General features: G+C 66.7%; 12 protein-coding genes. 5 read left to right on the top strand and 7 right to left on the bottom strand.

The window, feature by feature from the left end; translation table 11 throughout:
* Nucleotides 1-36 precede the first annotated feature (36 nt).
* Both JX552_RS06595 and JX552_RS06590 read left to right on the top strand, forming a co-directional pair.
* Nucleotides 37-330 carry a WXG100 family type VII secretion target gene (locus JX552_RS06595; RefSeq protein ID WP_205876618.1) on the top strand — a complete coding sequence of 98 codons (294 nt, stop codon included), beginning with the start codon at nucleotides 37-39 and terminating at the stop codon, nucleotides 328-330.
* Between the two features lie 4 nt (nucleotides 331-334).
* Entirely contained in the window at nucleotides 335-628 is a 294-nt protein-coding gene (locus JX552_RS06590; RefSeq protein WP_205876617.1) for a WXG100 family type VII secretion target, read from the top strand.
* A gap of 485 nt (nucleotides 629-1,113) precedes the next feature.
* Here the strand turns inward: JX552_RS06590 and JX552_RS06585 are convergent, their stop codons facing one another.
* Both JX552_RS06585 and JX552_RS06580 read right to left on the bottom strand, forming a co-directional pair.
* Nucleotides 1,114-5,886, bottom strand: a complete 4,773-nt coding sequence (locus JX552_RS06585; RefSeq protein WP_205876616.1) for an nSTAND1 domain-containing NTPase — start codon at nucleotides 5,884-5,886, stop codon at nucleotides 1,114-1,116.
* A 119-nt stretch (nucleotides 5,887-6,005) separates the two neighbouring features.
* Nucleotides 6,006-7,751: an FAD-dependent oxidoreductase gene (locus JX552_RS06580; RefSeq protein ID WP_205876615.1), complete on the bottom strand. Its 1,746-nt coding sequence runs from the start codon at nucleotides 7,749-7,751 to the stop codon at nucleotides 6,006-6,008.
* A gap of 173 nt (nucleotides 7,752-7,924) precedes the next feature.
* On the opposite strand from JX552_RS06580, the gene JX552_RS06575 reads away from it, so the two are divergent.
* The gene (locus JX552_RS06575) at nucleotides 7,925-11,053 is read left to right on the top strand and encodes an MFS transporter (protein WP_431195963.1); all 3,129 of its coding nucleotides are present in this window, start codon (nucleotides 7,925-7,927) and stop codon (nucleotides 11,051-11,053) included.
* 36 nt (nucleotides 11,054-11,089) lie between these two features.
* On the opposite strand, the gene JX552_RS06570 is transcribed toward JX552_RS06575, so the two are convergent.
* On the bottom strand, nucleotides 11,090-12,535 hold the full coding sequence (locus JX552_RS06570; protein WP_205876614.1) for an FAD-dependent oxidoreductase: 1,446 nt from the start codon (nucleotides 12,533-12,535) through the stop codon (nucleotides 11,090-11,092).
* A 227-nt stretch (nucleotides 12,536-12,762) separates the two neighbouring features.
* Between JX552_RS06570 and JX552_RS06565 the strand changes: the two genes are divergently transcribed.
* Nucleotides 12,763-13,194, top strand: a complete 432-nt coding sequence (locus JX552_RS06565) for a DUF732 domain-containing protein (RefSeq protein WP_205876613.1) — start codon at nucleotides 12,763-12,765, stop codon at nucleotides 13,192-13,194.
* 6 nt (nucleotides 13,195-13,200) lie between these two features.
* Here JX552_RS06565 and JX552_RS06560 read toward each other — a convergent pair whose 3' ends face one another.
* Nucleotides 13,201-13,494 (bottom strand): DUF3017 domain-containing protein, encoded by a 294-nt coding sequence (locus tag JX552_RS06560; protein ID WP_205876612.1) that lies wholly within the window; start codon nucleotides 13,492-13,494, stop codon nucleotides 13,201-13,203.
* Between the two features lie 7 nt (nucleotides 13,495-13,501).
* Nucleotides 13,502-14,347, bottom strand: coding sequence for a bifunctional methylenetetrahydrofolate dehydrogenase/methenyltetrahydrofolate cyclohydrolase (locus JX552_RS06555; RefSeq protein WP_205876611.1), 846 nt, complete (start codon nucleotides 14,345-14,347; stop codon nucleotides 13,502-13,504).
* 235 nt (nucleotides 14,348-14,582) lie between these two features.
* Between JX552_RS06555 and JX552_RS06550 the strand changes: the two genes are divergently transcribed.
* The gene (locus tag JX552_RS06550; RefSeq protein WP_205876610.1) at nucleotides 14,583-15,773 is read left to right on the top strand and encodes an NADH:flavin oxidoreductase; all 1,191 of its coding nucleotides are present in this window, start codon (nucleotides 14,583-14,585) and stop codon (nucleotides 15,771-15,773) included.
* On the opposite strand, the gene JX552_RS33990 is transcribed toward JX552_RS06550, so the two are convergent.
* Together JX552_RS33990 and JX552_RS33985 are read right to left on the bottom strand one after the other, a co-directional pair.
* Complete coding sequence (locus JX552_RS33990; RefSeq protein WP_431195928.1) at nucleotides 15,770-23,002, bottom strand: beta strand repeat-containing protein; 7,233 nt, start codon at nucleotides 23,000-23,002, stop codon at nucleotides 15,770-15,772. The two genes, JX552_RS06550 and JX552_RS33990, sit on opposite strands and share 4 nt — an antisense overlap.
* Nucleotides 22,959-23,552 carry a hypothetical protein gene (locus tag JX552_RS33985; protein ID WP_431196031.1) on the bottom strand — a complete coding sequence of 198 codons (594 nt, stop codon included), beginning with the start codon at nucleotides 23,550-23,552 and terminating at the stop codon, nucleotides 22,959-22,961. The genes JX552_RS33990 and JX552_RS33985 overlap by 44 nt, the downstream gene beginning before the upstream one ends.
* Nucleotides 23,553-23,681: the final 129 nt, after the last annotated feature.

The following is a 23,681-nucleotide window of genomic DNA, read 5'->3' as shown; positions in this document are numbered from 1 at the left end:
CACCAAACAGGACGGATCGAGAGCGAAGACCAACAGATGGCTGAATCGAGCGGCGGCCCACCTCTGAGCGTCGACCCTCAAGGGGTCATCACATCCGTCAAAGGCATCGATGACGTGACCGCCCAACTCAAGAAGGACTTTTCGCAACTCAAGTCCGAGGCGGAAACCGTCATCAAGGGCTCCTGGACCGGCGCCGCCGCCGACAAAGTGCATGCCGGCTGGCACGAGTGGCAAGACGGTTTCGACAAGATCGCCCGCGCCCTTGAGCAGGTCAACGGGATCGTCGGGCAAGCCGCGCATCAATTCCACCAGGCCGATCAGGCGGGATGAACCGATGAGCGGCAACGACGACGCCTTCACCGTCGACCTTGCGGCGCTCGATGCGCTGATCGAGCACATGGCCCGCTTCACCAGCGCCACCGATACAGCAGTCGCGCACGTCGACGCCTTTGTCGCCAGCATGCCCTGGGAAGGCGCCACCGAGCAGGCACACAAGCAATGGCACGAACTCTGGCGCTCGGGCGTCGACGAACTGCAAGAGGGCCTGCGGAAAATCCGCGACGGCGCCGCGATCGCGCACGCCAACTACCGCGAGGCCGTCAGCGCCAACCTCGAGATGTGGGACTGACCGCCGCCGACGCGGGCATACAGAAGCCATCCGGAGGTTGGGAGAATACCAACCAGAATATTGACCTTAACCCCATCCATGGAAACAAAGAGACGCGGGAAAACATTACCATCGACAGATTTGTCGAGTCTGTATCTGCGTCGCTCGAAGATACCGGTCAATTTCTACAGACGCGCGCCAGAAACTCCCCGAGCAACCGTCGTGGCAATTCTTCACGGAGATGCTGTTGACGGCCAAATCTGCGAATAGAGCCGATCCGACGGGAGGTGATATCACCGGCGATATCGTATTCCAGAGACGGGTGCCAACCGTCTCCGGGTACGCAAGTGACGGATGAGACTTGAGGACGCCCCGACCGGCCCGACGTCAAGCGGCCCCGGCAACGAATTCAACCGATGGCAGCCAGGTACGCCGACCCTAGGTTCGCTGCCTGACCTCACCCAAGCGCAGTACCTCTGGATGACTGCGCGCTGCACAGACGACCACTATTGCGCAACCGGCAGTTCCGGACACAGGGTGATGTACCCGACCTTGGGCGATATCCACTGCTGCCAGTCTTCGTGACTCACATTCGACGTCAGCTTCGAACAGAGCAACTTGACGGTCGCATCGAGCGGAGTCGGCCACAGCCGCACCGTGGTGTCGGCGCTGCCGGAAGCCAAGCTCCGCCCGTCGGGGCTGTACGCGACGCTGAGTACGGCGTCGGTGTCGCTCCAGAGGGCTTGGCCCAGCGGATGCGCGTGGGTCAGGTCGTCCAAGTTCCACAGCTGCACCGCGTGATCCGCGCTGCCGGACGCCAACGTGTGGCCGTCAGGACTGAACACCACCTGATACACATAGCCGGTATGCCCGTGCAGCGGACGGCCCAGCGAACTCGGGCGCGCCGGATCGGTGAGGTTCCACAACAACACCGTGTCATCGGCACTGCCGGAAGCGAGTGTGCGGCCGTCGGGGCTGAAGGCCACGCTGAAAACGGCGCTCATATAGCGGCGAGAGGGCTGACTCAGCGGGACTACATGATTTCGTTCGGTCAGTGTCCATAACCGGATGGTGGCGTCGTCGCCACCGGAGGCCAGGGTGTGCCCGTCGGGACTGAAGGCGACACTGCGCACCGGCGCGCTATGACCCGTCAGCGGCCCGCCCAACGCAACCGGACGCGCCCTGTCCGCGACATCCCACAACCGGACGGTGGCATCGTCGCCACCCGAGGCCAGGGTGCGCCCGTCACGACTGAACGCCACACTGCGCACCGGCGCGCTATGACCCGTCAGCGGCCCGCCCAACGCAACCGGACGCGCCCTGTCCGCGACATCCCACAACCGGACGGTGGCATCGTCTCCGCCGGAGGCCAGGGTGCGCCCGTCGGGACTGAACGCCACACTCTCCACGGCGCCGGTATGGCCACGCAACGGCTGACCCAGCGCTCGTGGGTGCACCGCGTCCGCGAGATCCCACAACCGGATGGTGGCGTCGTCGTTTCCGGAGGCCAGGGTGTGCCCGTCGGGACTGAACACCACGCTGTGCACAACGCCGGCATCCGCCTGGATCGGCAACGCGGTGTCGAGGTTCCACAGCTGGATGTGGCCGTCCTGACTTCCCGAGGCCAACGTGCGCCCGTCCGCGCTGAACACGATGCTGGGCACGTTTCCGCTGTGCCCCGCCAGTGGTCCGCCCAACGGACGGGTGTGTGCCGGGTCGGTGACGTCCCACAATCTGACGGTGTCGTCGTCGCTGCCGGAGGCCAATACGTGCCCATCGGGACTAAAGGCCAGACTTTGCACGACGCCGGTGTGCCCGAGCAGGGGTTCACCGAGTTTCCTCGGATGTGCGGGGTCGGCGAGATCCCACAACTCGATGTCGCCGTCGCCGCTACCGGAGGCGAGGGTGCGCCCGTCCGGGCTGAAGGCCAGATCCTGCACGAAACGGGTTTGACCCGAGAGGGGTTCGCCCAGCGGGACCGGGTGCGCCGGGTCGGTGAGATTCCACATTCGGACCTTGCCGTCGCCGCCGCCGGACGCCAGGATCCGGCCGCCCGGACTGAACGCCACACTGGCGATACCGGCGCCCTGGCCCTGCAGCGGCCCACCCAGCGGACCCGCATGCCCCGGATCGGCGACATCCCACAACCGCACCGTGCCATCACCACCACCGCAGGCCAGCACACGCCCGCCGGGACTGAACGCCACGCTGGCCACACCCGCGCCCTGGCCCTGCAGCGGCCCACCCAGCGGACCCGCATGCCCCGGATCGGCGACATCCCACAACCGCACCGTGCCATCACCACCACCGGACGCCAGCACACGCCCATCGGGACTGAACGCCACACTGGCCACAGCGGCGCCTTCACCCAGTGAGACCAGTGCGCGTGGGTGCGCCGGGTCGGTGACGTCCCACAACCGCACAGTGCCGTCGCCGCCACCGGAGGCCAGGATGTGCCCGTCGGGACTCATCGCCACGGTGCCGACCGGTGCCGGCGTGGAGATGATGATGCGCGTGTCGTTCAGGACGCTGGCGGCGGTGTAGAGGGCGCCGCGCCCAGCGGCCGGGTCCGAACGCAGCCGTTGGGCCGCCAGCGTGGCGGTGAGCGCGCGAATGTTGCTGTCGGTGATGGTTCCGGAGAACACCGCGGCGGCTTGGGCGTCGAGTTCGGCGGCCAGTTCGTTGCGCGCTTCACGGGTCGCCTGCCTGTACATGGCCACCGCCACCGCCGCACCGATGACGGCGATGACGGCGATGACGGACGTTCCGGCGAGGACGGCGCGCAGGATCCGGCTCCGCTGTCGCAGTGCCGCGGCACTGTCCTGAGCCTGTTCGCGCGCTTGGGTTTCCGCGGCGGCAAGTTTCTTCGCGGCGTCGAGTTCGGCTTGCTGGCGCTGCTTTTCGAGCGCGACCTGTTCGTTTTCACGCTGCCGCGAGGCGAGCAGGTAGTCGCGGACATGGTTAAGACGGTCGCGGAATCCCGGTTTGGCGGAAAGGTTTTCGGCCGCGGTCAGCCGAGGGCCGGGCAGCAGCCAGGCGTCCTCGCGATGCTTCTTGTGCCACTCGGCCGCACCGCGTTCCAACGCGTCGGCGGCCTTGAGGTCTTCGCTTTCCTCCGTCAGCCAGCCGGCCAGCTCCTCCCATTGGCGCAGCAGGCTTTCCAGAGCAACCTCGACGACGACCACGCCGTCGCGCAGGTCTTTCATCAGCAACCGCCGGGCGATGAAACGCTCCAGCAGCGGATGACTGTCAGCCGGCAGGTCGTCCCAGCGCGCCAGCCGCCGCATCGGCTGGTCGTTGTCGGGATTGATGGTGGCCAGCCAGGGAATGAATGCCGCCCGAAGGCGTCGAAGTTGCTCTGCTCGCTCCCCGGGTTCCGACGACAGCAGCTCGTGGATCTCCGCCTGTACGACGCCGTCGATACCGCCCCGCTCGTCATAGGGCGTGGCGGTGAGCCGGCCCGTGGACCCATAGTCGCGATAAAGCCAGGCCAACGTCAGCGACAGCAGCGGTAGGGTGTCTGCGCCGGCGGTCGCGTCGGCCAGCAGCTGGCGCACTAGGTCCTCATCGAGGTACAGCGGCCGCCCACCGTCGGTCGAGCGCTGCGCCGGCCCGGTGATCACACTGTGGAACTGGGTCGCGTCCATCGGCCGCAGGTCGAACTGCCTGCTTTGCAGCCCAGCGAGCGCAGGCGCGGTCTGCATCAGCCCGTAGCGATCGGTGCGGATGGTGGCCGCGACGATGAACGGCAGCGGGTCGGGACCGTCGGTGCCGGCAGCCAGCTCTCGGATCAGCTCCAGCAACCCGGCGGCCTCTCCGCCGGCATCGGCGGTGAACAGCTCTTCGGCCTGATCCAGCGGCAGCACGATGGTCGGCGGCTCGCGCTCGGCCACGTCGACTAAACCCCCGGAGGTGCGGCATTCCACCAGCCAGCCCCGCAGCGCCGCGACGTCACCACGGAGGCAGGCATTCTTGATCTCACCCAGGGGCGGCTCGTTCAGGTCGACGCGTTGCCGCGTGGCGCAAATTGCCTGCGCCAGACCACACGCCCCGGTCAGCGCCCGCAGCTCGGGCCGGACGATGTCCAGCACGAGATAGCTGCGCTTGTCTCTCTGCAGCCGGGGCACGATGCCTGCGCGCAAGAAGCACGACTTGCCCGCCCCCGACGCGCCCAGCACGACGAACAGCGTCTCGTCGCTCTCCCGCATCCCGTGCAGCGCGTCCAGCGCTCGCACCAGCTCGGCGTCGCGACCGAAGAACACTCCCGCATCGACCGGCTGAAAGGTTTCCCACCCCCGGTAGGGGGGCCGGTCCGGCTCCGACGGCGGCGGCCAGGGGAACGATGCCGCACCGATGCCGGACTGCATTGTGTTCGCCAGTCCACGCAATGCGGCAGCCCCGGTCCGCGGTGATTCGACGAGCGCGCCCACCTCGACGTGCTCGCCGCCGGTTTCCTCGCGCCGCGGTGTCGCCAGTGCGGCCGCCGCGGCCACCGCCAGATCACCGGCGCTCGGGTAACGGTCGGCGGGATCCTTCGCCATGCCGCGGGCAATGACGTCGTCGAATCCGACCGGAACGGCGGGTTGTCGCTCGCTCGGCCGGGGCGGCGGTGTGGTCAGATGCGCCGTCATCTGTTGTGCCACAAGGTCACCGGCGAACGGGCGGTCTCCGGTGAGACATTCGTAGAGCACGCAGGCCAACGCGTACACATCGGTGCGGGCGTCGGCGACGTCGCTCATCAGGCGTTCGGGGGCCATGTAGGCCCAGGTGCCGACGGTGCGGCTCGCGGTAGTCAATTTGGACGCCGAATTGTCTTGGGCGATACCGAAATCGATCAGGTAGACGAAGTCGTGATCGGTCATCAAGGCGTTCGAGGGTTTGACGTCGCGGTGCACCAGGCCGTTGGCGTGAGCCGCGTCCAGAGCCGCGGCGATCTGTTCGACGACCCGCACGGCTCGCGCCGGAGTCATCGGACCGTCGCGCCGCAGCGCGGCATCCACATCGACTCCGTTGATGATCGGCATCACCAGATAGAGACGTCCGTCAATTTCGCCGGTGTCGTGAATGGGGATGATATGAGGTTCGGTCAACCGCGCCGAGATGAGGGCCTCCCGGCTGAAGCGCTCCCGGAATCCCGGGACGCGGCTACGCTCCCCGGGCAGGATCTTGATCGCCACGTCGCGTCCCATGACGGTGTCGTGGGCCTTGTACACCTCGCCCATAGCGCCCTGGCCGATCAGCTCGAACAACCGATATCGTCCGAATTCGCTCGCTTCCAACCGACGCGCTCCCCTTCTGCTTCCCTTGCCCGCCGCGGGCTACCGACATTGAACCGGGCCGAGGTGCGTCGAGGTGGGGAAATCGCCCGATGGGCCGACCGCGCTTGTCCGGTCGTACGTCACGGTGCGTGTGCGGGCAGCGCTGTCCTGATCTCCGCCTCGGCGGCCCGGCGGTTCCAGAGCCATTGGTCCACCCGGCGAAGAAACGCGAAAGGCAACGGATCGCGAATTTCAATCTGCGCTCGGGCGCTCGCCTTCGTATCCTCCAGGATCGCCTGCGCCGCAAGGTAACCGGAGCTCGCCGCCTTCTCCATGGTGGGAACGAAGAAGGTCAGGTCAGGCGAGTACGTGGCCTCTCCGGCCAGGTAGAGGTTGGGTACCTCGGTGCACACACGCGGCGAGCGCGTCCTGGCGCCAGGCATGAGGATGGTGAGTGGCGAAAGATTCACCATGCGCCGGCCGGCCGCGGGTGGGTAGGCGAGGTGCGGCGGCAATGCGGCCACCAGGTATTCGGATTCACTGAGGAAGTTCAACTCGTAGTCGATGCGCCACCCAAAGATGTCCGGCCGATCCAGGCCGCATTGCGCCAGGCATTCGTCCAATATCTCCTCGGGACTGCACTCGCGCACCGGCCGGCGGAAGAGGCGACCAGGCTTGTCCACATCGCTCCACGTCATCGAGAGCACATACCTAGTCCCCTCCGGCAGCCCCACATTCCGCCAGAAGCCCTCACCCTGGACGACCGAGACCAGTGACCACTCACTGTCGATATGACTCGCCGGAACTCCGGGCCGCATGAAAGCCGGCCAGCTCGGTGGCAGCTCACGCAGGAAACACTGGATTCCGTTGGACGACTCGAGTGCGATGGCGTGCGACTCGACCAGGTGCGGGATACGTTGCGCGGCAGCACCCTTGCTTGCCATATCGCGCAAGGCCAGATAGGGCAGCGCGAGAATCGCGTGATCGCAAGGGATTCGGCGCCCAGCAGCGCAGACCACGGCCGAGACCCGACCGTGCTCGAACTCAACATCGGCAACACGCAGGTCGAAATGTACGTCGACGCCCAAGTTCTGCAGGTGCCGGATCCAGGGCTCTACCATCCGTTCGCTGGTCGGTCCGTCCATCATCATCACCGAAGGCAGATTGATATCGCTCAGGGCTGCCGGGCAGTTCGTCAGGTGGAACAACGCTTTGAGGATGATGGGCGCGATCGCCGCCGCCTCGGCGGTCGGGCGCGCCGCGACGAAAATCCGCGGCAACGCGGCAAAGAACTCCTGCGCCCGGATTGACTTGCGGTGCAGCTGCAGAAACTCGCCGTAAGAGATGTCACCCAACTCCGAGAGGAGTCGATCCCGGCACATCCACAGCAGCCGCAGGTGAGCACGTAGGTAGTGGATGGAGTCCCGAGGCGGAACTCCCATTCTCCCCAGCCCGAGGACGACCAGAACACTGCGGAACGCGATCCGGAAGAGCTGCCGGATCGGTTGAACTGCCGCACCGAGCAGCCGCCCGGGCACGCGGCGCCGACGTTGCAGCGGGACAGGTGCGGCCGCCCGGCCGATCACACCGCTTCCGGTCACCCGAAGTGCGTTCACGCCAACCAGATTGTCGAGGACGGTGGCGCCGTTATCGGTGGGAATGCGGGAGAACAACGTCAGCAGCGTCTGGTAGTAGTCCAGATAAATGCGCAGGCTGTGCTCGGTTGGCTGACCGTCCGAGTCGCGAAGGCTCTTGGCCTTACCCCCGGCCTCCGGGGCGGCGTCGCACAGTGTGACCCGCACTCCGGCGTCAGCCAACGTCATTGCCGCGGCCATGCCGGCGATCCCGGCACCGGCAATGACGACGTGGGGTCTCTCAGGATTCATCTGATCTCTCTTTCGCGCATCAGGCGCCGATAAGGGCTGGACAGAGGCCGCATAGGCGCAGCAGCGCGCTCGGTGACGATCGTCACTCGGTCCCAGCGAGCGATTCTAGCCGGGATTCCGCTAGATTATACACTAAAGAAACAGTAATACAAGAATATGATTCGGAGTTAGTCATCACAGTCCACACCGCCTCGCCCCCACCCGCTGTCACTGCCCGCGCGGATGCGGGCCGCTCACTGACTCAGCGCCGCCAGCCCTCGTCGTCGATCATCTTGCTGGTAGCAGCATTCGGCGCCTTCCTGGCTTTCTTGGACTCGACGATCGTCAACGTCGCGTTCCCCGATATCCAGCGGCATTTCCACAGCAACATCGGCAGCCTGTCGTGGGTGCTGAACGGCTACAACATCGTCTTCGCCGCATTCCTGGTAGCCGCCGGCCGGCTCGCCGACCTGCTCGGGCGCAAACGCATGTTCCTGCACGGCGTGGTGCTGTTCACCGTCGCGTCGGCGCTGTGTGCGGGCGCGGACAGCGTCGACCAGCTCATCGCTTTTCGGGTGTTACAGGGCTTCGGGGCGGCGGTCCTGGTGCCCGCGTCGCTGGGGCTGGTCGTCGAGGGCTTCGAACTCGACCGCCGCGCGCACGGGGTAACGCTGTGGGGCGCGGCGGGGGCGATCGCGGCGGGCCTAGGCCCACCGGTCGGTGGTGCGCTCGTCGAGGCGGCCAGTTGGCGCTGGGTGTTCCTGGTCAACGTTCCGATGGGAATCCTGGCTCTTGTGGCGGCTCGCCGATTGCTGGTGGAGAGCCGGGCGGCCGGGCGGCGGCGGATGCCCGACATCCGCGGCGCCGTACTGCTCGCTTCGGCGCTGGGCCTGTTGACGCTCGGCCTGATCAAGGGGCCGAACTGGGGGTGGACCAGTGCACCGACTCTGGGGTCGTTGGCGGCAGCCGCCGTCGCGCTGGGCGGGTTCGTGCTCAGCTCGCGCTACCACAAGGCCCCGCTGATCGAACCCGCCCTGCTGCGCATCCGGTCTTTCGTGGTCGGCACCGGACTGACCGCTATCTGCGCAGCCGGGTTCTACGCCTACCTGTTGACGCACGTGCTGTTCCTCAATTACGTCTGGGGCTACACCCTGCTGCAGGCCGGGCTTGCGGTCGCGCCCGCAGCGTTCGTGGCCGCGATCGTCGCGGCGGCGCTCGGCCGTGTTGCCGACCGGCACGGCTATCGCCTCATCGTCGGCATCGGTGCGCTGATCTGGGCCGGCAGCCTGGTGTGGTATCTCGAGTGCGTCGGTTCGACACCTGACTTCCTCGGCGCCTGGCTGCCCGGCCAACTACTCCAAGGAATCGGGGTCGGCGCCACCTTCCCGCTGCTCGGTAGCGCCGCGTTGTCCGGCTTGGTCGCCGGCGGCAGTTACGCCACCGCGTCGGCGGTGACCGGCACCATCCGCCAGGTAGGCGCTGTGCTCGGTGTCGCGATGCTGGTGATCCTGATCGGGACACCGGCGCGTGGCGCGGCCGAGGAGGTGCTGCGTCGCGGCTGGGTGATGGCGGGCATCTGCTTCCTCGTGGTCGCTTTCGGCGCGGTATTCCTGGGTCGCGCCCGAGCATCGTCAGAAGACGAGACAGTGGAGCCGGCGCCGTCGCCGCCACCACTGCCCGCCGTGCCGGTGCGGGCATCCCGCAACCAACCCCGTGCCGGTGCACCGGCGGCCAGTCTCGACGGGGGCACCCTGGCTTACCTGCGAAACCGCGGCACGCCGGTCGAACTGCCGGCCGGCTCGTACCTGTTCCACGCGGGCGATGTGGCCGATTCCTTCTTCGTGGTACAGGACGGCCGCCTGCAGGTGCTCGACGACGACGGCGTCGTTGCCGAATTGGGCCGCGGCGAGGTGGTCGGCGAGCGTGGCCTGCTGATCGGAACGCCCCGCTTCGCGTCGGTTCGAGCGACCCGCGATTCGGTCCTGACGCGGTTGACCCAGGCTCAATTCGACCAGATCGCCGACATCCGGGTACTCGGGTCGCTCGTGCGGGTGCTGGCCCAGCGGCAACACCAGACTCCGCGGGCGACTTACCGCACCACACCGGAGGCCGTAGTCGCCGTGATCGGCGCCGACTCCACCGCACCAGTCGCGACGGTTGCGGTGAACCTGTGCGAGAACCTGTCGAATCGACTATGCGCGGTCGCTCCCGGTCGGGTCGACCGCGACGGGTTGGCCCGGGCCGAGGAGCACGCCGACCGAGTCGTGCTGCAGGCGAAGGCCGACGAGCCGCAATGGCGCGAGTTCTGCTTGCGCGTCGCCGATCGCGTGGTGCTGGTTGCTGGTGGTTCACCCCCGTCGCCGCATGCGCTGCCGGCACGCGCCCACAACGCTGATCTGGTGTTGGCCGGGCCGTCCGATCGCGAACAGCGGCGGACGTGGGAGGAATTGATCGCACCGCGGTCGACGCACGTCGTTCGCCCCACGAGCTGCCGGGAGGACCTGCGCCCGCTGGCGGCGCGGATCGCCGGTCAGTCCGTCGGGCTGGTCCTCAGCGGCGGCAGTGCGCGGGCCCTGGCCCACTTGGGCGTGCTGGAAGAGCTGGAAGCGGCCGGGATCACCGTCGACCGGTTCGCCGGCACCAGCATGGGCGCGATCATCGCCGCGCTGGCCGCCACCGGACTGGACGCCGCGGGAGTGGACGCGCACATCTACGAGTACTTCGTGCGACGAAGCCACGGCGACTACACCCTGCCGAGCAAGAGCCTGATCCGCGGGCGACGCACCATGGCCGCATTGCGCGGAGCCTTCGGCGATCAGCTGGTGGAGGAATTGCCCAAGGAGTTCCGTTGCGTCAGTGTCGACCTGCTGGCCCGGCAACCCGTCGTGCATCGCAGCGGCCGGCTGGCCGACGTACTCGCCTGCTCGCTGCGGCTGCCGGTGCTGTATGCACCGATGGTCTACAACGGCTCACTGCATGTCGACGGTGGGGTGCTGGACAATGTGCCGGTCGCTGCGCTGGCTGGTGGTGACGGCCCACTGGTCGCGGTGAACATCTCCTCCGGGGGCGGCAACTCCACCTCTGGCGCCAAGCACGGACGCGGGCCACGGGTTCCCGGCATGGTCGACACGCTTATGCGCACCATGACCATCAGCGGGGCGATGGCGTCGGCGGCCGCTTTAGAACAGGCCGACGTGGTGATTAAACCCAACCCGTACGACGTCGGGTTGATGGAGTATCACCAGATTGACCGCGCCCGTGAAGCTGGCCGGATCGCCGCTCGCGATGCACTGTCCCAGATCGTGACGCTGGCGGGCCGATGAGTCGTCGTCGATGGCCGCGTCGCCGCAAGATGCGACTCAGAAGGAAAGCCCCGAATACATCAGCCCATTCGGGTCGTACTGCTGGCGAACCGTAGCCAGCCGCGCGAGGTTGGACCCGAAATACCGCGACGCCGGCGTGTTGGCCTCCAAGTAGTTGACGTAACCCCCGACGGAGAACTGCTTCACCGTCGTGTGCGCGGTGGCCACCCAAGTGCTGGCCGTCGACGTCTGCCCACTGCCGTTCTCGACGTACCACTGCGCGACGGCGGCGTGCTGGCGCCACGGGAACGCCGAACCGGCCGGGTCGACGTCGCCGACCGCGCCGCTCAACGTGTCGACGATCACCGAGGCCCGCCCGCCGGCCGGCGGCCACTTCCCCAGAGCGGCGACAATCGCTTGCGCCGCAGCGGAATTCATGGTGCCGATAACGTCGGACCCAGCCACGAAGCCACGCGGTGAGCTGGTCGCGCTGCCGCCGGCCAGGTACATCACCAGGTCCATGTGCGGCATCGTCTTGCGCTCGGTCGCGGTCGGTTGCACCCCGACCGCGGAGGTGATCGCCTGGGCCACCGCCTGCCCCGAGCCGGCCGGGCAGGTTGCCAGCACATGGCAGTTGCCCTCGCTGCCGCTGACCGATAGATCGACCAGCCCCCAGGTGTTTCGGTCGGCGCCTGAAAGCCAGGTCTGCCAGCCGGCCAGCACTTGCACGCCAGCCGCGGGGGCGAAATCGACTCGCACCACGTCGGAGTCCGAGGTGGAGAAGGTCGCGAATGTCAGAGACGTGGTCACCCCGAAGTTGCCGCCGCCCCCGCCGCGCAACGCCCAAAACAGATCGGGGTGGTCCTCTGCCGACGCGGTGACCGTTTCGCCGCTAGGCAACACCACAGTGGCCGACCGCAGCGCATCGCACGTCAACCCGGCATGGCGGGAGTCTGCGCCCATCCCGCCGCCCAGCGTCAGCCCGGCCACTCCGACGGTCGGGCAGCTGCCGGTGGGAATCGCCCGGCCCGCAGACGCCAGCGCCTGATGCACCGCGTACAGATCCGTCGCGGCGGGAACCGTGACGGTGCCGCTGGCGGCGTCGAAGTTCACCCCGCCGGTCAGCCCGCGCAGGTCCAGGACCATGGCGCCGGTGGCGCTCGACGCACCGGTGTAGGAATGCCCGCCGCCGCGCGGGGCAATCTTGAGCTTGTTGGCGGCCGCGAACGCGACGGCCTTCGCGACGTCGGCGGGTGAGGTGACCAACACGACCGCCGCGGGGGCGGCGGCGTTGTAGTTCGAGTTGAAGACCTGCTTGGCCGTGGTGAAGGAGGCGCCGTCGGCCGGGAGCAACACCTTGCCACCGATCGAAGAGGCCAGGCTGCTCCATGCGCCGGTCGGTTCGGCCCATGCCCGCGGCCGCGATATGCCGAACAGTGCCGAGCCCGCCAACGCTCCTGCGGCCCCCCGAAGAAATGCCTGGCGAGAAATCATGAGCCGCATTGTTCTTCGCCGCAGCCGAGGTTGGGCGCCTCCGACAACGTGTCGCGCGCAGCGTGACGCGATTGTGTCCCCCAGGCGGTAGGGCCGTCCGGTGACGGGCGCAAAACGCCGGTCCTGCCAAACCTTTACGCCATCGTGTCCCGAATGAGACGGTGAAGGACGAAGGTTCGAGAGGTCGCTTGAGTGCCGCCAGAGGGTGCTCTCCAACAATACTGAGGGAGCCCATCGTGCAGCCATTGCGTCACCAACCCCTGACCGTGCGGTTATTGGCCGCAACCGCCTGTTTCTTGACCGCAGGCGCGGCGTTCGCCGCCCCGGCCGAGGCCAGCCCCGTCGACGACGCATTCATCACCGCGTTGAGCAATGCCGGCATCAACTACGGCGACCCGCTCAATGCCGAGAACCTGGGCAGGTCGGTCTGCCCGATCCTTTCCCAGCCGGGTGGGTCGTTCAATACGGCCGCTTCCCGGGTCTTCGCCAGCCAGAGCGGCATGTCACCCGAGATGGCCGGCATGTTCACCACCATCGCGATTCAGATGTACTGCCCGTCGGTGATGGCCGACGTCGCGGCCGGCAAGGTACCGGGCGCGCTGCAGCAGATCCCGGGCGTCGGCAGCATTCCGGGCCTGGCCGGCATTCCGGGGATGCCGGGGTCCTAGAAACGCCTAACCGGTACCCAGCGGGTCAATGGTCCACGCGACGTAGACCATCGCCGCTCCCACCGATGCAGTGGTGAGGAAGTCGGTCCCCCGGCTCCGCACCACCAACAGACCCGCCCGCTCGTCGGGCAGGGCCAGCCGCAGTACGGCGGCCACCCCGACCCCGATGCCGATCAACAGCGCGCCGCGGCGCCAGAAGTTGGCGCCCGCCAGCACGAACGCCACCAGGAAGATCAGCCCGACGAGCAGGATCGGCCATTGGGCGCGCATCGCACGCCCCAGGATGGCCCGAACCGTCATCGCAAGGTCACCGTCGTTCAGCCCGCTCGACGACGTTGGTCAATAGGAAAGCCCGGGTCAGCGGACCCACGCCACCGGGGTTGGGCGAGATGTGCCCGGCGACCTCCCACACGTCAGGGTGCACGTCCCCGGTGAGTTTGCCGTCCACCCGGCTGACCCCGACGTCGACGACGGCCGCGCCGGGACGCACCATGTCCGCGGTGAGCATGTGCGGCACCCCGACGCCGGCCACGATGATGTCGGCCTGCCGGGTCAGCGCGGGCAGATCGCGGGTTGCGGTGTGGCACAAAGTGACTGTGGCGTTCTCCGAGCGGCGGGTGAGCAGCAGCCCCAGCGGCCGGCCCACCGTCACACCGCGCCCGATCACCACGACATGCGCGCCGGCGATCGGCACGTCGTAGCGGCTAAGCAGGTGCACGATGCCGCGCGGGGTGCACGGCAGGGGTGCCGGCATGTTGAGCACCAGCCGGCCCAGGTTCGTCGGATGCAGGCCGTCGGCGTCCTTGTCGGGGTCGACGCGCTCTAACGCCGCGTTCTCGTCGAGGTGCTTGGGCAGCGGCAACTGGACGATGTACCCGGTGCACTCGGGGTTGGCGTTGAGTTCGTCGATGGTCTCGTTGAGCGTTTCGGTCGAGATGTCGGCGGGCAGGTCGCGGCGGAGCGAGGTGATGCCGACCTTGGCGCAGTCGGCGTGCTTGCCGCGGACGTAGGCTTGGGAACCCGGGTCGTCGCCGACCAGAATGGTGCCCAACCCGGGTGTGCGGCCCGCGGCCGTCAACTGTGCGACCCGCTGCGTCAGGTCGACGAAGATCTCGTCGCGGGTGGCCTTGCCGTCCAGCGTGATTGCGCCCACGCTAGACAGTCTGACATGGCCGGGCGCCACTCATTGACTGCGACCGCTGGTCGAGGCTGCGCTAGCGGCACCGAACCTGCATCCAGGGCGGCATTTAGCCGAAATTCGCGCTCCCAGCGCAGTCTCGCCGCACGACGCGCAGTCTCGGCGCACGACGCGCAGTCTCGGCGCGCGACGCGCGGCGCCCCGCTGCACCCCGCGTCGCAGGCGTTGCGATCACAGTTAGGCTGCCTATATGTCTGCAGCCCCAGACGTCTTGAGCCCCGCCAAACTCGGTCCGCTGACCCTTCGGAACCGGACCATCAAGTCCGCAACATTCGAAGCGCGCACCCCGAACGCGCTGGTGACCGACGACCTGATCGAGTACCACCGCAAGCCCGCCGCCGGTGGCGTGGGCATGACCACCGTCGCCTACTGCGCAGTCTCCCAGGGCGGGCGCACCGAGGGCAACGGAATCTGGATGCGCCCCGAGGCGGTACCCGGCTTTCAGCGCCTCACCGATGCGATCCACGCCGAAGACGCAGCCGTCAGCGCCCAGATCGGCCACGCCGGCCCCGTCGCCAACGCCCGGACCAACGGAGCGACCGCGCTGGCCCCGGTGCGTTTCTTCAACCCGATCGGCATGCGTTTCGCCAAGAAGGCCAGCGCGGACGACATCGACGAGGTGCTGGCCGATCACGCCAAGGCGGCCCGATTTGCCGTGGAAGCCGGCTTCGACGCCGTCGAAATCCATTTGGGGCACAACTATCTGGCCAGCGCGTTCCTATCTCCGTTGATCAACCGTCGCACCGACGAGTTCGGCGGGTCATTGGCCAACCGGGCCAAGGTCGCCCGCGGGCTGGTGATGGCCGTGCGTCGGGCCGTGGACCAGGGGCCTCGGCAGATCGCGGTGACCGCCAAGCTCAACATGTCCGACGGGGTGCGCGGCGGCATCTCCAACGAAGAGTCGCTGATCACGGCCCGGTGGCTGGAGGAGGACGGCGGGCTGGACGCGATCGAACTGACCGCGGGCAGCTCACTGGTCAACCCGATGTACCTGTTCCGCGGCGACGCGCCGTTGAAGGAGTTCGCCGGCGCGTTCAAGCCCCCGCTGCGCTGGGGCATGCGGATGACGGGCAAGAAGTTCCTGCGCGAATACCCCTACCAGGAGGCCTATCTGCTGCGCGAGGCCAAGCTGTTCCGCGCCGAGCTGAAGCTGCCGCTGATTCTGCTGGGTGGCATCACCAACCGGGACACGATGGATCTGGCGATGGCCGAGGGGTTCGACTTCGTCGCGATGGGCCGGGCGCTGCTGGCCGAGCCGGACCTGATCAACCGGATCGCCCGCGACGGTGCGGGCGTCCGCTCGGCCTGCACGCACTGCAATCAATGCATGCCGACGATCTACAGCCGCACGCACTGCGTGGTCACCGGAGCGCCGGACTAGGGTCCCGTCCCGGTATAGATCAGGCCCGAGAGCCGCTGGCCGACGTTCATCCAGCCGGAGTTGAAGGCCTGGGCGATCAGGTCGAGCGTGCTGGTGTTGAAGACACCCGACATTCCGGCGCCACGGTTGAGCAGGCCGGAGAGCTGGGTGCCGAAGTTCAGGGCTCCGGAGGCTGATCCGAGCAGGGGATCTGCAATCGCGTTCAGGAATCCCGACAGTCCGCTCCCGGAGTTCCAGAAGCCCGAACCACCGCCGCCGCCGAGGTTGAAGAAGCCCGACGACGGCAGCAGCGTCATGTTCGCGAAGCCCGGGGTCCCGCCGAAGGCGGCGATCGGGATGTTGATCGGGCCCACGGTGGACGCGAGGTGTAACTCCAGCGGGATCCGGTCGATGACCGCGGTCGGCAGCCCGAAGGCCGGCGTCGCGAAATTCAAGGCGAAGTTCAGCGGGATCTGCGGGATGCCGCCACCCGGAATGCCCGAACCCGGGATGGTCAGCGACAGCGGCAGGCCCACGTGAATGGGTTCCAGCGGAATGGTGAACCCGGGGAAGGTCGCCGTTCCGGCCAGGATCGATATCGGGTTGACGGTGAATCCCGGCGAGGTGACGCTGACCCCGGCGGGACTGCCTGAGATGGTGATTGCGCCCGGAATCACCAGCGCGTAGCTGGCGACCACGACGAAGTCCGAGCTGCCACCGGACACAGCGGTGCTGGGCGCGGTGCTGTAGTTGACGGTGAAATTCGGTGTGCTGATGGTGAACGGGCCGACGCTGACCGGGCCGAGATCCAGCGTCGGGTTGACGCCCAGGTGGATCGAGGGCACCGGGATCGACGGGATGCTGATCGGGCCGATGCCGCCAGAGGTGTTGATATACAACGGAACTGACGGAATGTGAATCGGTGGCAACACCGTGATCGGGCCTACGCCGCCGACCAGATCGCCCCCGACGGCCGGGAACTGCGGAACGGTGTAGCCGAGAGAGAAGCCGGCCAGGCCCTGGTAGTTGCCGCGCCACAGGATGCCGTTGCTGTAGTTGCCGGACATGAATGCGCCGGTGCCGGTGGTGCCGGCGTTGGCGATGCCGGTGTTGGCGTGCCCGGTGTTGAACCAGCCGCTGTTGACGCTGCCCGGATTGAAATCACCGGTGTTGACGTCCCCGGCATTGAAGCTGCCCGAGTTGTAGTGCCCGGCGTTGCCCAACCCGGTGTTGAAATTCCCGGCGTTGAACACCCCGGTGCTCGCGATGCCGCTGTTGCCGATCCCGGTGTTGTAGCTGCCGGAGTTGAACACCCCGAAATTACCGGTCCCGGAATTGAAGAACCCGACATTGCCGGTCCCGGAGTTGAACAACCCCACATTGCCCGACCCCGAGTTCCACGGCCCGATCCCGGTCAGGTTGTCCCCGACCAACCCGATACCCACGTTGTTGTTGCCGGTGTTGGCCAACCCGATATTGCCGCTGCCGGAGTTGCCGAACCCGACATTGCCGAACCCGGCCAGACCCGCCGACACCCCGGAGTTGGCGAACCCGACATTGCCGTCACCGAGATTGGCGAACCCGACATTGACATCACCGACATTGCCCAGACCCAGGTTCTGCCACCCGACATTGCCCAACCCCACGTTCAGTTCCCCGACATTGCCGAACCCGACGTTGACGTTACCCACATCGGCCAACCCGACATTGACCAACAACGTCCGCCCGACCCCGTCACCGGCGCTCAGCAACCCGGCCACCTGCCGACCCACATTGCCGATCCCCGAGACCACCGCCGGCGCCCCGAACGCCGCGGTGTTGTACAACCCCGACACCCCCGACCCGACATTGAGGAGACCGGAATTCAGCGTGCCGACATTGAAGTAGCCCGAGCCGGTTCCCAGCAGCGCGTCGTGGGCCTGGTTCCACCAACCCGACACGCCCGCCCCGGAATTGCCGAAGCCAGACACCCCGCCGGCGCCGGTGTTGAACAAGCCCGACGACGGCACGGTGGTGGTGTTGCCGAAGCCGGGGGTCGGCGGGACGTTGACGAACGGGATGTTGCCGGAGATCACGTACACGGTGCCGTCGACGTTGCCCAGGATCTGCGGGAAAGTGATCGCCGGGATGTCCACGCCCAGGCTGCCCGCGCTGACACCCAGATTGATCAGGTTGGCCGCCGGGAACGTCACCCCACCCGGGAACACGGTGATCGGATCGACGAACCCGGGCACCTGGAAACCCGCCGGGATGCGGCCGATGTTGATCTCGGGGGTGTAGAAGCCTTCGCTGACGATCTTGATGAAGGTGTTCGAGGCTCCGGCGAAGCCACCATTGGCGGTGATGTTGCCGACCGCGAACGGGTTGGGGTTCAAGATGTCGCCCACCGTGTAGGAGGCGCCGAACGAGTAATAGGTGGGGCCCAGGTAGATGCCCGAGGTGTCGCCCTCGGTCCAGATGAGGAACGGACTTATCGCCGTGTTCGGGCCCCGAACCGGGTCGGTGTGCATGACGGCGTCGATGGCATTGATGCCGGGGATGTAGACGGATGGGACCCGGACGGGACCGAACCCGATGCTGCCGATGATGTCGGGGTTGAGGGCCGGGATGTCGATCTGCGGAATGGTGAACGAGCCCATCGCGACGTTGCCGCCCAGTTGCAGGTGGGTGGCCGGGACCGGGATGGGCGGAATGACGACGGGGCCGAAGGAGCCGGCTCCGTGGATGTCCAGCAGCGGGATCTTGGGCAGGGGGTATTCGTAGTGCAAGCCGAGCAGCCCCTGGTATTCACCACGCCAGAACAGGCCGTTGCTGTAGCTGCCCGACATGAACGCGCCCGTGCCGACGTTGCCGGTGTTGATGAAGCCGGTGTTGGAGTCACCGGTGTTGAACCAGCCGGTGTTGATGTCGCCCGGGTTGAAATCGCCGCTGTTGGTGTTGCCCGCGTTGAAGCTGCCGGTGTTGTAGTGCCCGGCATTGCCCAACCCCGTGTTGAAATTCCCGGCATTGAACAATCCGGTGCTGGCCGTCCCCGCGTTGCCGATGCCGGTGTTGTAACTGCCGGAGTTGAACAACCCGAAGTTGCCGGTGCCGGTGTTGAAGAACCCGACGTTGTTGGTGCCGGAGTTGAACAAGCCGATATTGCCGGACCCGGCGTTCAGCCCACCGATGCCGGTCAGGTTGTCCCCGACCAGACCGATCCCGATGTTGTTGGAACCGGCGTTGGCGAACCCGATGTTGCCCACGCCGAGGTTGGCCAACCCGAAGTTGCCGCTGCCGGCATTGGCGAACCCGACGTTGCCGACACCCGGCAGCCCGGCCGCCAGGCCGGAGTTGGCGAACCCGAAGTTGCCGGCGCCGACGTTGCCCAGGCCGAGGTTGCCGTCACCAACATTGCCGAAGCCCAGGTTCTGCAGACCGACGTTGGCCGCACCCAGATTCAGCACGCCGATGTTGCCGAGCCCGGCGTTGAGGTTGCCCAGGTCGGCCAGACCGAGGTTGACGATCGGGCTCTGGTTGCCGGTCGTGCCCGCGGTGAACAATCCGGCCAGCTGCTGGCCGACGTTGCCGATACCCGACAGCTCCGCCGGGGTCCCCAGTGACAGCGTGCTGGTGTTGAACAGGCCCGCGACCTGCGTGCCGAGGTTGAGCAACCCCGAATGCAGCGAGCCCGCGTTGAGCACGCCCGAGCCGGAACCCGCGAACGCGTTCGAGGCCTGGTTCCACCACCCCGACAGCCCCGCACCGAAGTTGCCGAAGCCCGACACCCCACCCGCGCCGCTGTTGAAGAATCCCGACGACGGAGTCGGTGAGGTATTGCCGAAGCCGGCGGTGCGCGGAATGTCGATCAGCGTGACGCTGGTGTGCGGCATCGAGATATTCAGTGCCGCATGCAACGGCAGCGACTCGATCGCCAGGCCGTTGGGGAAGATGGTGATCGGGTCGAGAACGCCGGTTGCGTCGATCGCGAATGGAATGGCGTTCTGCGGAATGTTCAACCCGCCCGGGAACAGGGTGAAAGCCGGCAGCCCACCGCCGATGTCGATGTTCAGCGGAATGGCGTCGGTACCGATCGTCGGGATGTTGATCACCGGGATGCTGATCGAGTTGTAGCCGGAGGACGGGAAGCCCGTACCGGTGTAGAAGGTGATGCCCTTGACCGGCTCGCGGGCCCAATTCTCGTTGCCCATGAAGCCGAGTCCGTTGGGTTGCCCGATCGTCCAGACGAAGTTGCTGACCAGCGGGATCCGGGCCCTGACCACCGGCAGCGTGAACTCCGAGGCGAGACCGGCCGGGTTGTTGAAGGGCGTGGTGTAGGTCTGGCCGCCGATCGTCATGCCCTGCAGGAAGACGATCGGCGGGATCTCGATCGTCTGGTGGATGTTCAACTCGAAGGCCGGCACGTCGATTTGCGGAATCACGTATGGCCCGACCGGGATCACCTGGTGGACGTCGAACAGCGACATGCCCGGAATGTGGATGGGGTCGCTGAGTTTGATGGGGCCGAAGTCGAAGGTCTGGTTGAAGTCGAAAATCGTGCTGGCCGGGATTTCGAGGTCGTAGCGGAAGCCGAAGGTGCCGTGCCAGTCGCCGGTCCACAACGCCCCGTTGTTGAAGTTGCCGGAGTTGAAGGCACCGGTGTTGACGTTTCCGGTGTTGAACAGGCCGGTGTTGGTGTCACCGACATTGAACCAGCCGGTGTTGACGTTGCCCGGGTTGAAGTCGCCGGTGTTGGCGTCGCCGACGTTGAAGCTGCCGGAGTTGTACCGACCGGCATTGGCCAGGCCGGTATTGAAATTGCCCGCGTTGAAGACTCCGGTAGAGCCGGTACCGGCGTTGCCGATACCGGTGTTGTAGCTGCCGGAGTTGAACAGTCCGAAGTTGCCGGTGCCGGTGTTGAAGAACCCGACGTTGCCGGTGCCGGAGTTGAACAATCCGAGGTTGCCCTGCCCCGAATTGAAGCTGCCGATACCGGTCAGGTTGTCCCCGGACAGACCGATGCCGATGTTGTTGGAACCGGTGTTGGCCAACCCGATATTGCCCAGGCCGACGTTGGCCAGACCGGCGTTGCCGGTGCCGGCGTTGCCGAACCCGACATTGCCCAGGCCGGCCAATCCGGCCGCCAGGCCCGAGTTGCCGAATCCCAGGTTGCCGTCGCCGATGTTGCCGAAACCCAGGTTGCCGTCGCCGATGTTGCCGAAACCGAAGTTCTGGGCGCCGAGGTTGCCACCGCCGAAGTTGGCGTTGCCGGCGTTGCCGGCGCCCAGGTTGAAGTCGCCCAGGTTACCGAAGCCGACGTTGATGCCGCCGACGTTGCCCAGGTTGAGCACGTTGCGCAGGTCCAGGTGTTCCAGTTCGGCGACGACGCCGTCCAGGAGCTGGGACAAGGCGCTGGGCCCGGTGGGGTAGGTGATCATCGCATACAGGCCCTTGTAGGACAGGCCGGATAGGTGGTCGCCGAGGTTGCTGAAACCGGAGATGAATGCGGGGGCGTTGAAGTCCAGCCCGGTGACGTTGAAGAAGCCCGAGATGGCGGTGCCGGAATTCAGCAGTCCCGAGGACAGCCCGCCGGTATTGCCCAGGCCCGACACGGTACCCAGCATCGATTCCTTGGCCGCCTGGTTCAGCAGACCCGACAGGGCCGGTCCGGCGTTGAAGAAGCCCGATCCCCCGCCGGCCCCCGAGTTGAACAATCCCGAGGACGGCGCCGTGCTCGAATTGAACAAGCCCGGCACGGGTTTGAGGTCGATGATGGAGATGTGCAGCGGCCCGGCCGTCAGCGGGATGTCGAAATTCAGCGGGATCGCCGGAATCGTCATCCCCGTCACAGAAATGGCGGGGGTGTCCAGCGAGTAGTTGAGCGGCAGCAGTTCACCCATCGACATTCCCTTGACCGTCTGCGCCGGGATGTCGATCGGCGGGATATCGACCGGGATGGCCTGGGTGAATGAAATCGCCTGCAGAGCAATGGGATCCATTGCCTGCTGGATGGGTATCGACAAGCCGCCGAGGGTGACGAAGTCGAGGATCAGCGGTGCGACGAGTTCGAAGCCGATCGACGGCGGCAGATTGAAGGGATCTTTCTGCAATGCCTCGGGAATGGCCAGGTTGACGTTGAAGGGGTTGAGGGCGATGTTCGAGGCGGTGAGTGGTCCCCCGGTGACGTTGCCGGTGATGTTCACCGCGGAGAGCAGCGTGGTAGCCGGCGCGACGAAGTTGACGTTGGCGTCGCCACCGAAGCCGATGTGGATGGCCGGGATGGGGATGTCGGGCAGCGTGAAGCCGTAGTTCGCAGCCCCCGTGAGGTCGATGTGCAGCGGGGGCAGGATGTCGATGTCGGGGATCACGATGGGGCCCACACCGCCGGTGGTGACGATGTGGATGGGGAATTCGGGGATGGTGATGCCGTAGTAGAAGCTGGCCTGCCCGGCGTTGTTGCCCCGCCAGAACAGGCCGTTGTTGCCGTAGCCGCTGGCGAAGGCGCCGGTGTTGAGGGTGCCCGAGTTCAGCAGCCCGGTGTTGGAGTGACCGGTGTTCAACCAGCCGGTGTTGATGTTGCCCGGGTTGAAGTCGCCGGTGTTGGTGTCGCCGGCGTTGAAGCTGCCGGAGTTGTGGTCACCGGTGTTGGCCAGGCCGGTGTTGACATTGCCGGCGTTGAACAATCCGGTGCTGGCCGTCCCCGCGTTGCCGATGCCGGTGTTGTAACTGCCGGAGTTGAACAGCCCGAAGTTGCCGGTGCCGGTGTTGAAGAACCCGACGTTGTTGGTGCCGGAGTTGAACAACCCGATGTTGCCGGACCCGGAGTTCAGCCCGCCGATGCCGGTCAGGTTGTCTCCGACCAGACCGATCCCGATGTTGTTGGAACCGGTGTTGGCCAACCCGATATTGCCCACGCCGAGGTTGGCCAACCCGAAGTTGCCGCTGCCGGCATTGCCGAACCCGACGTTGCCGACACCGGGCAGCCCGGCCGCCAGGCCGGAGTTGGCGAACCCGAAGTTGCCGGCGCCGATGTTGGCCAGGCCGAAGTTGCCGCTGCCGATGTTGCCCAGGCCAAGGTTTTGTGCACCGATGTTGGCCGCGCCCAGGTTGACGTCGCCGACATTGCCGAAACCGATATTGCCGACGCCCAGATCGGCCCACCCGATGTTGGTGATGCTGCTGCCCGCGCTGAGGGTGGTGCCGGCGAGGAAGAGCCCGGACAGGTGGTCACCGACGTTGCCGAGACCCGAGACCAGCGCGGGCGACGCCAATCCGGCGGTGTTGAGGAAACCGACACCCCCGAGCCCGCATTGAGCAGACCCGATCCCGGCCCGCCGAAGTTGGCCAGCCCCGAACCCGAGCCCGCCAGCGGGTTCTGAGCCTGGTTCCACCAGCCCGAGATGCCGACGCCGGAGTTGCCCACCCCGATCCCCCACCCGGACCGGTGTTGAAGAAGCCCGACGAGGGGGTGGTGGTCGCATTGCCGAAGCCGGGAACCGCCGGAAGGTTGATGACCGGGATGGGAATGTCACCGACATAGGCGACGCCGTCCACGGCCGCCGGAATGCTCAGTGTGAAGCCGTTGGGCAACAGCGTGAACGCGTCGATACCGCCCGCCAGGTTGGCCACCCCCGCCGAGGCCTTCGGGATGGTCAGGCCGCCCGGGAAGAAGGTGAATGCGTCGTTGCCGCCGGAGATGTTGACGGTCGCCACGGTCTGGCCGGGAATGGTGAAGCCGTTGGGGAACAGGGTGAGCGCGTCGCTGGCGAAGCTGATCTGCAGGGGAATGTCGCTGCCCGGTGTGGGTCCGCTGATTCGCACGCCGCCGAGCGAAAGGTTTGTCAGAAAGAACCCGTTCGGGTTGCCGTACTTGTCGATCGCGACGAACGGGTTGTTGAAGAAGAACGATCCGATGCGTGCCGAAACGGCGCCGCCGAGTTGGTCGATGAG

Source organism: Mycobacterium gordonae, from assembly GCF_017086405.1.
GTDB classification, from domain to species: Bacteria; Actinomycetota; Actinomycetes; order Mycobacteriales; family Mycobacteriaceae; genus Mycobacterium; species Mycobacterium gordonae_D.
Note: the sequence above shows the minus strand (reverse complement) of the source record. Positions and strands in the feature narration are given on the sequence as shown.

What these genes read in the sequence shown, in the direction of transcription:
- JX552_RS06595 (WP_205876618.1), top strand. Translation starts at nt 37, where the DNA reads ATGGCTGAATCGAGCGGCGGCCCACCTCTGAGCGTCGACCCTCAAGGG.
- JX552_RS06590 (WP_205876617.1), top strand. Translation starts at nt 335, where the DNA reads ATGAGCGGCAACGACGACGCCTTCACCGTCGACCTTGCGGCGCTCGAT.
- JX552_RS06580 (WP_205876615.1), bottom strand. Translation starts at nt 7,751, where the DNA reads ATGAATCCTGAGAGACCCCACGTCGTCATTGCCGGTGCCGGGATCGCC.
- JX552_RS06570 (WP_205876614.1), bottom strand. Translation starts at nt 12,535, where the DNA reads ATGCGGCTCATGATTTCTCGCCAGGCATTTCTTCGGGGGGCCGCAGGA.
- JX552_RS06560 (WP_205876612.1), bottom strand. Translation starts at nt 13,494, where the DNA reads ATGACGGTTCGGGCCATCCTGGGGCGTGCGATGCGCGCCCAATGGCCG.
- JX552_RS06550 (WP_205876610.1), top strand. Translation starts at nt 14,583, where the DNA reads ATGTCTGCAGCCCCAGACGTCTTGAGCCCCGCCAAACTCGGTCCGCTG.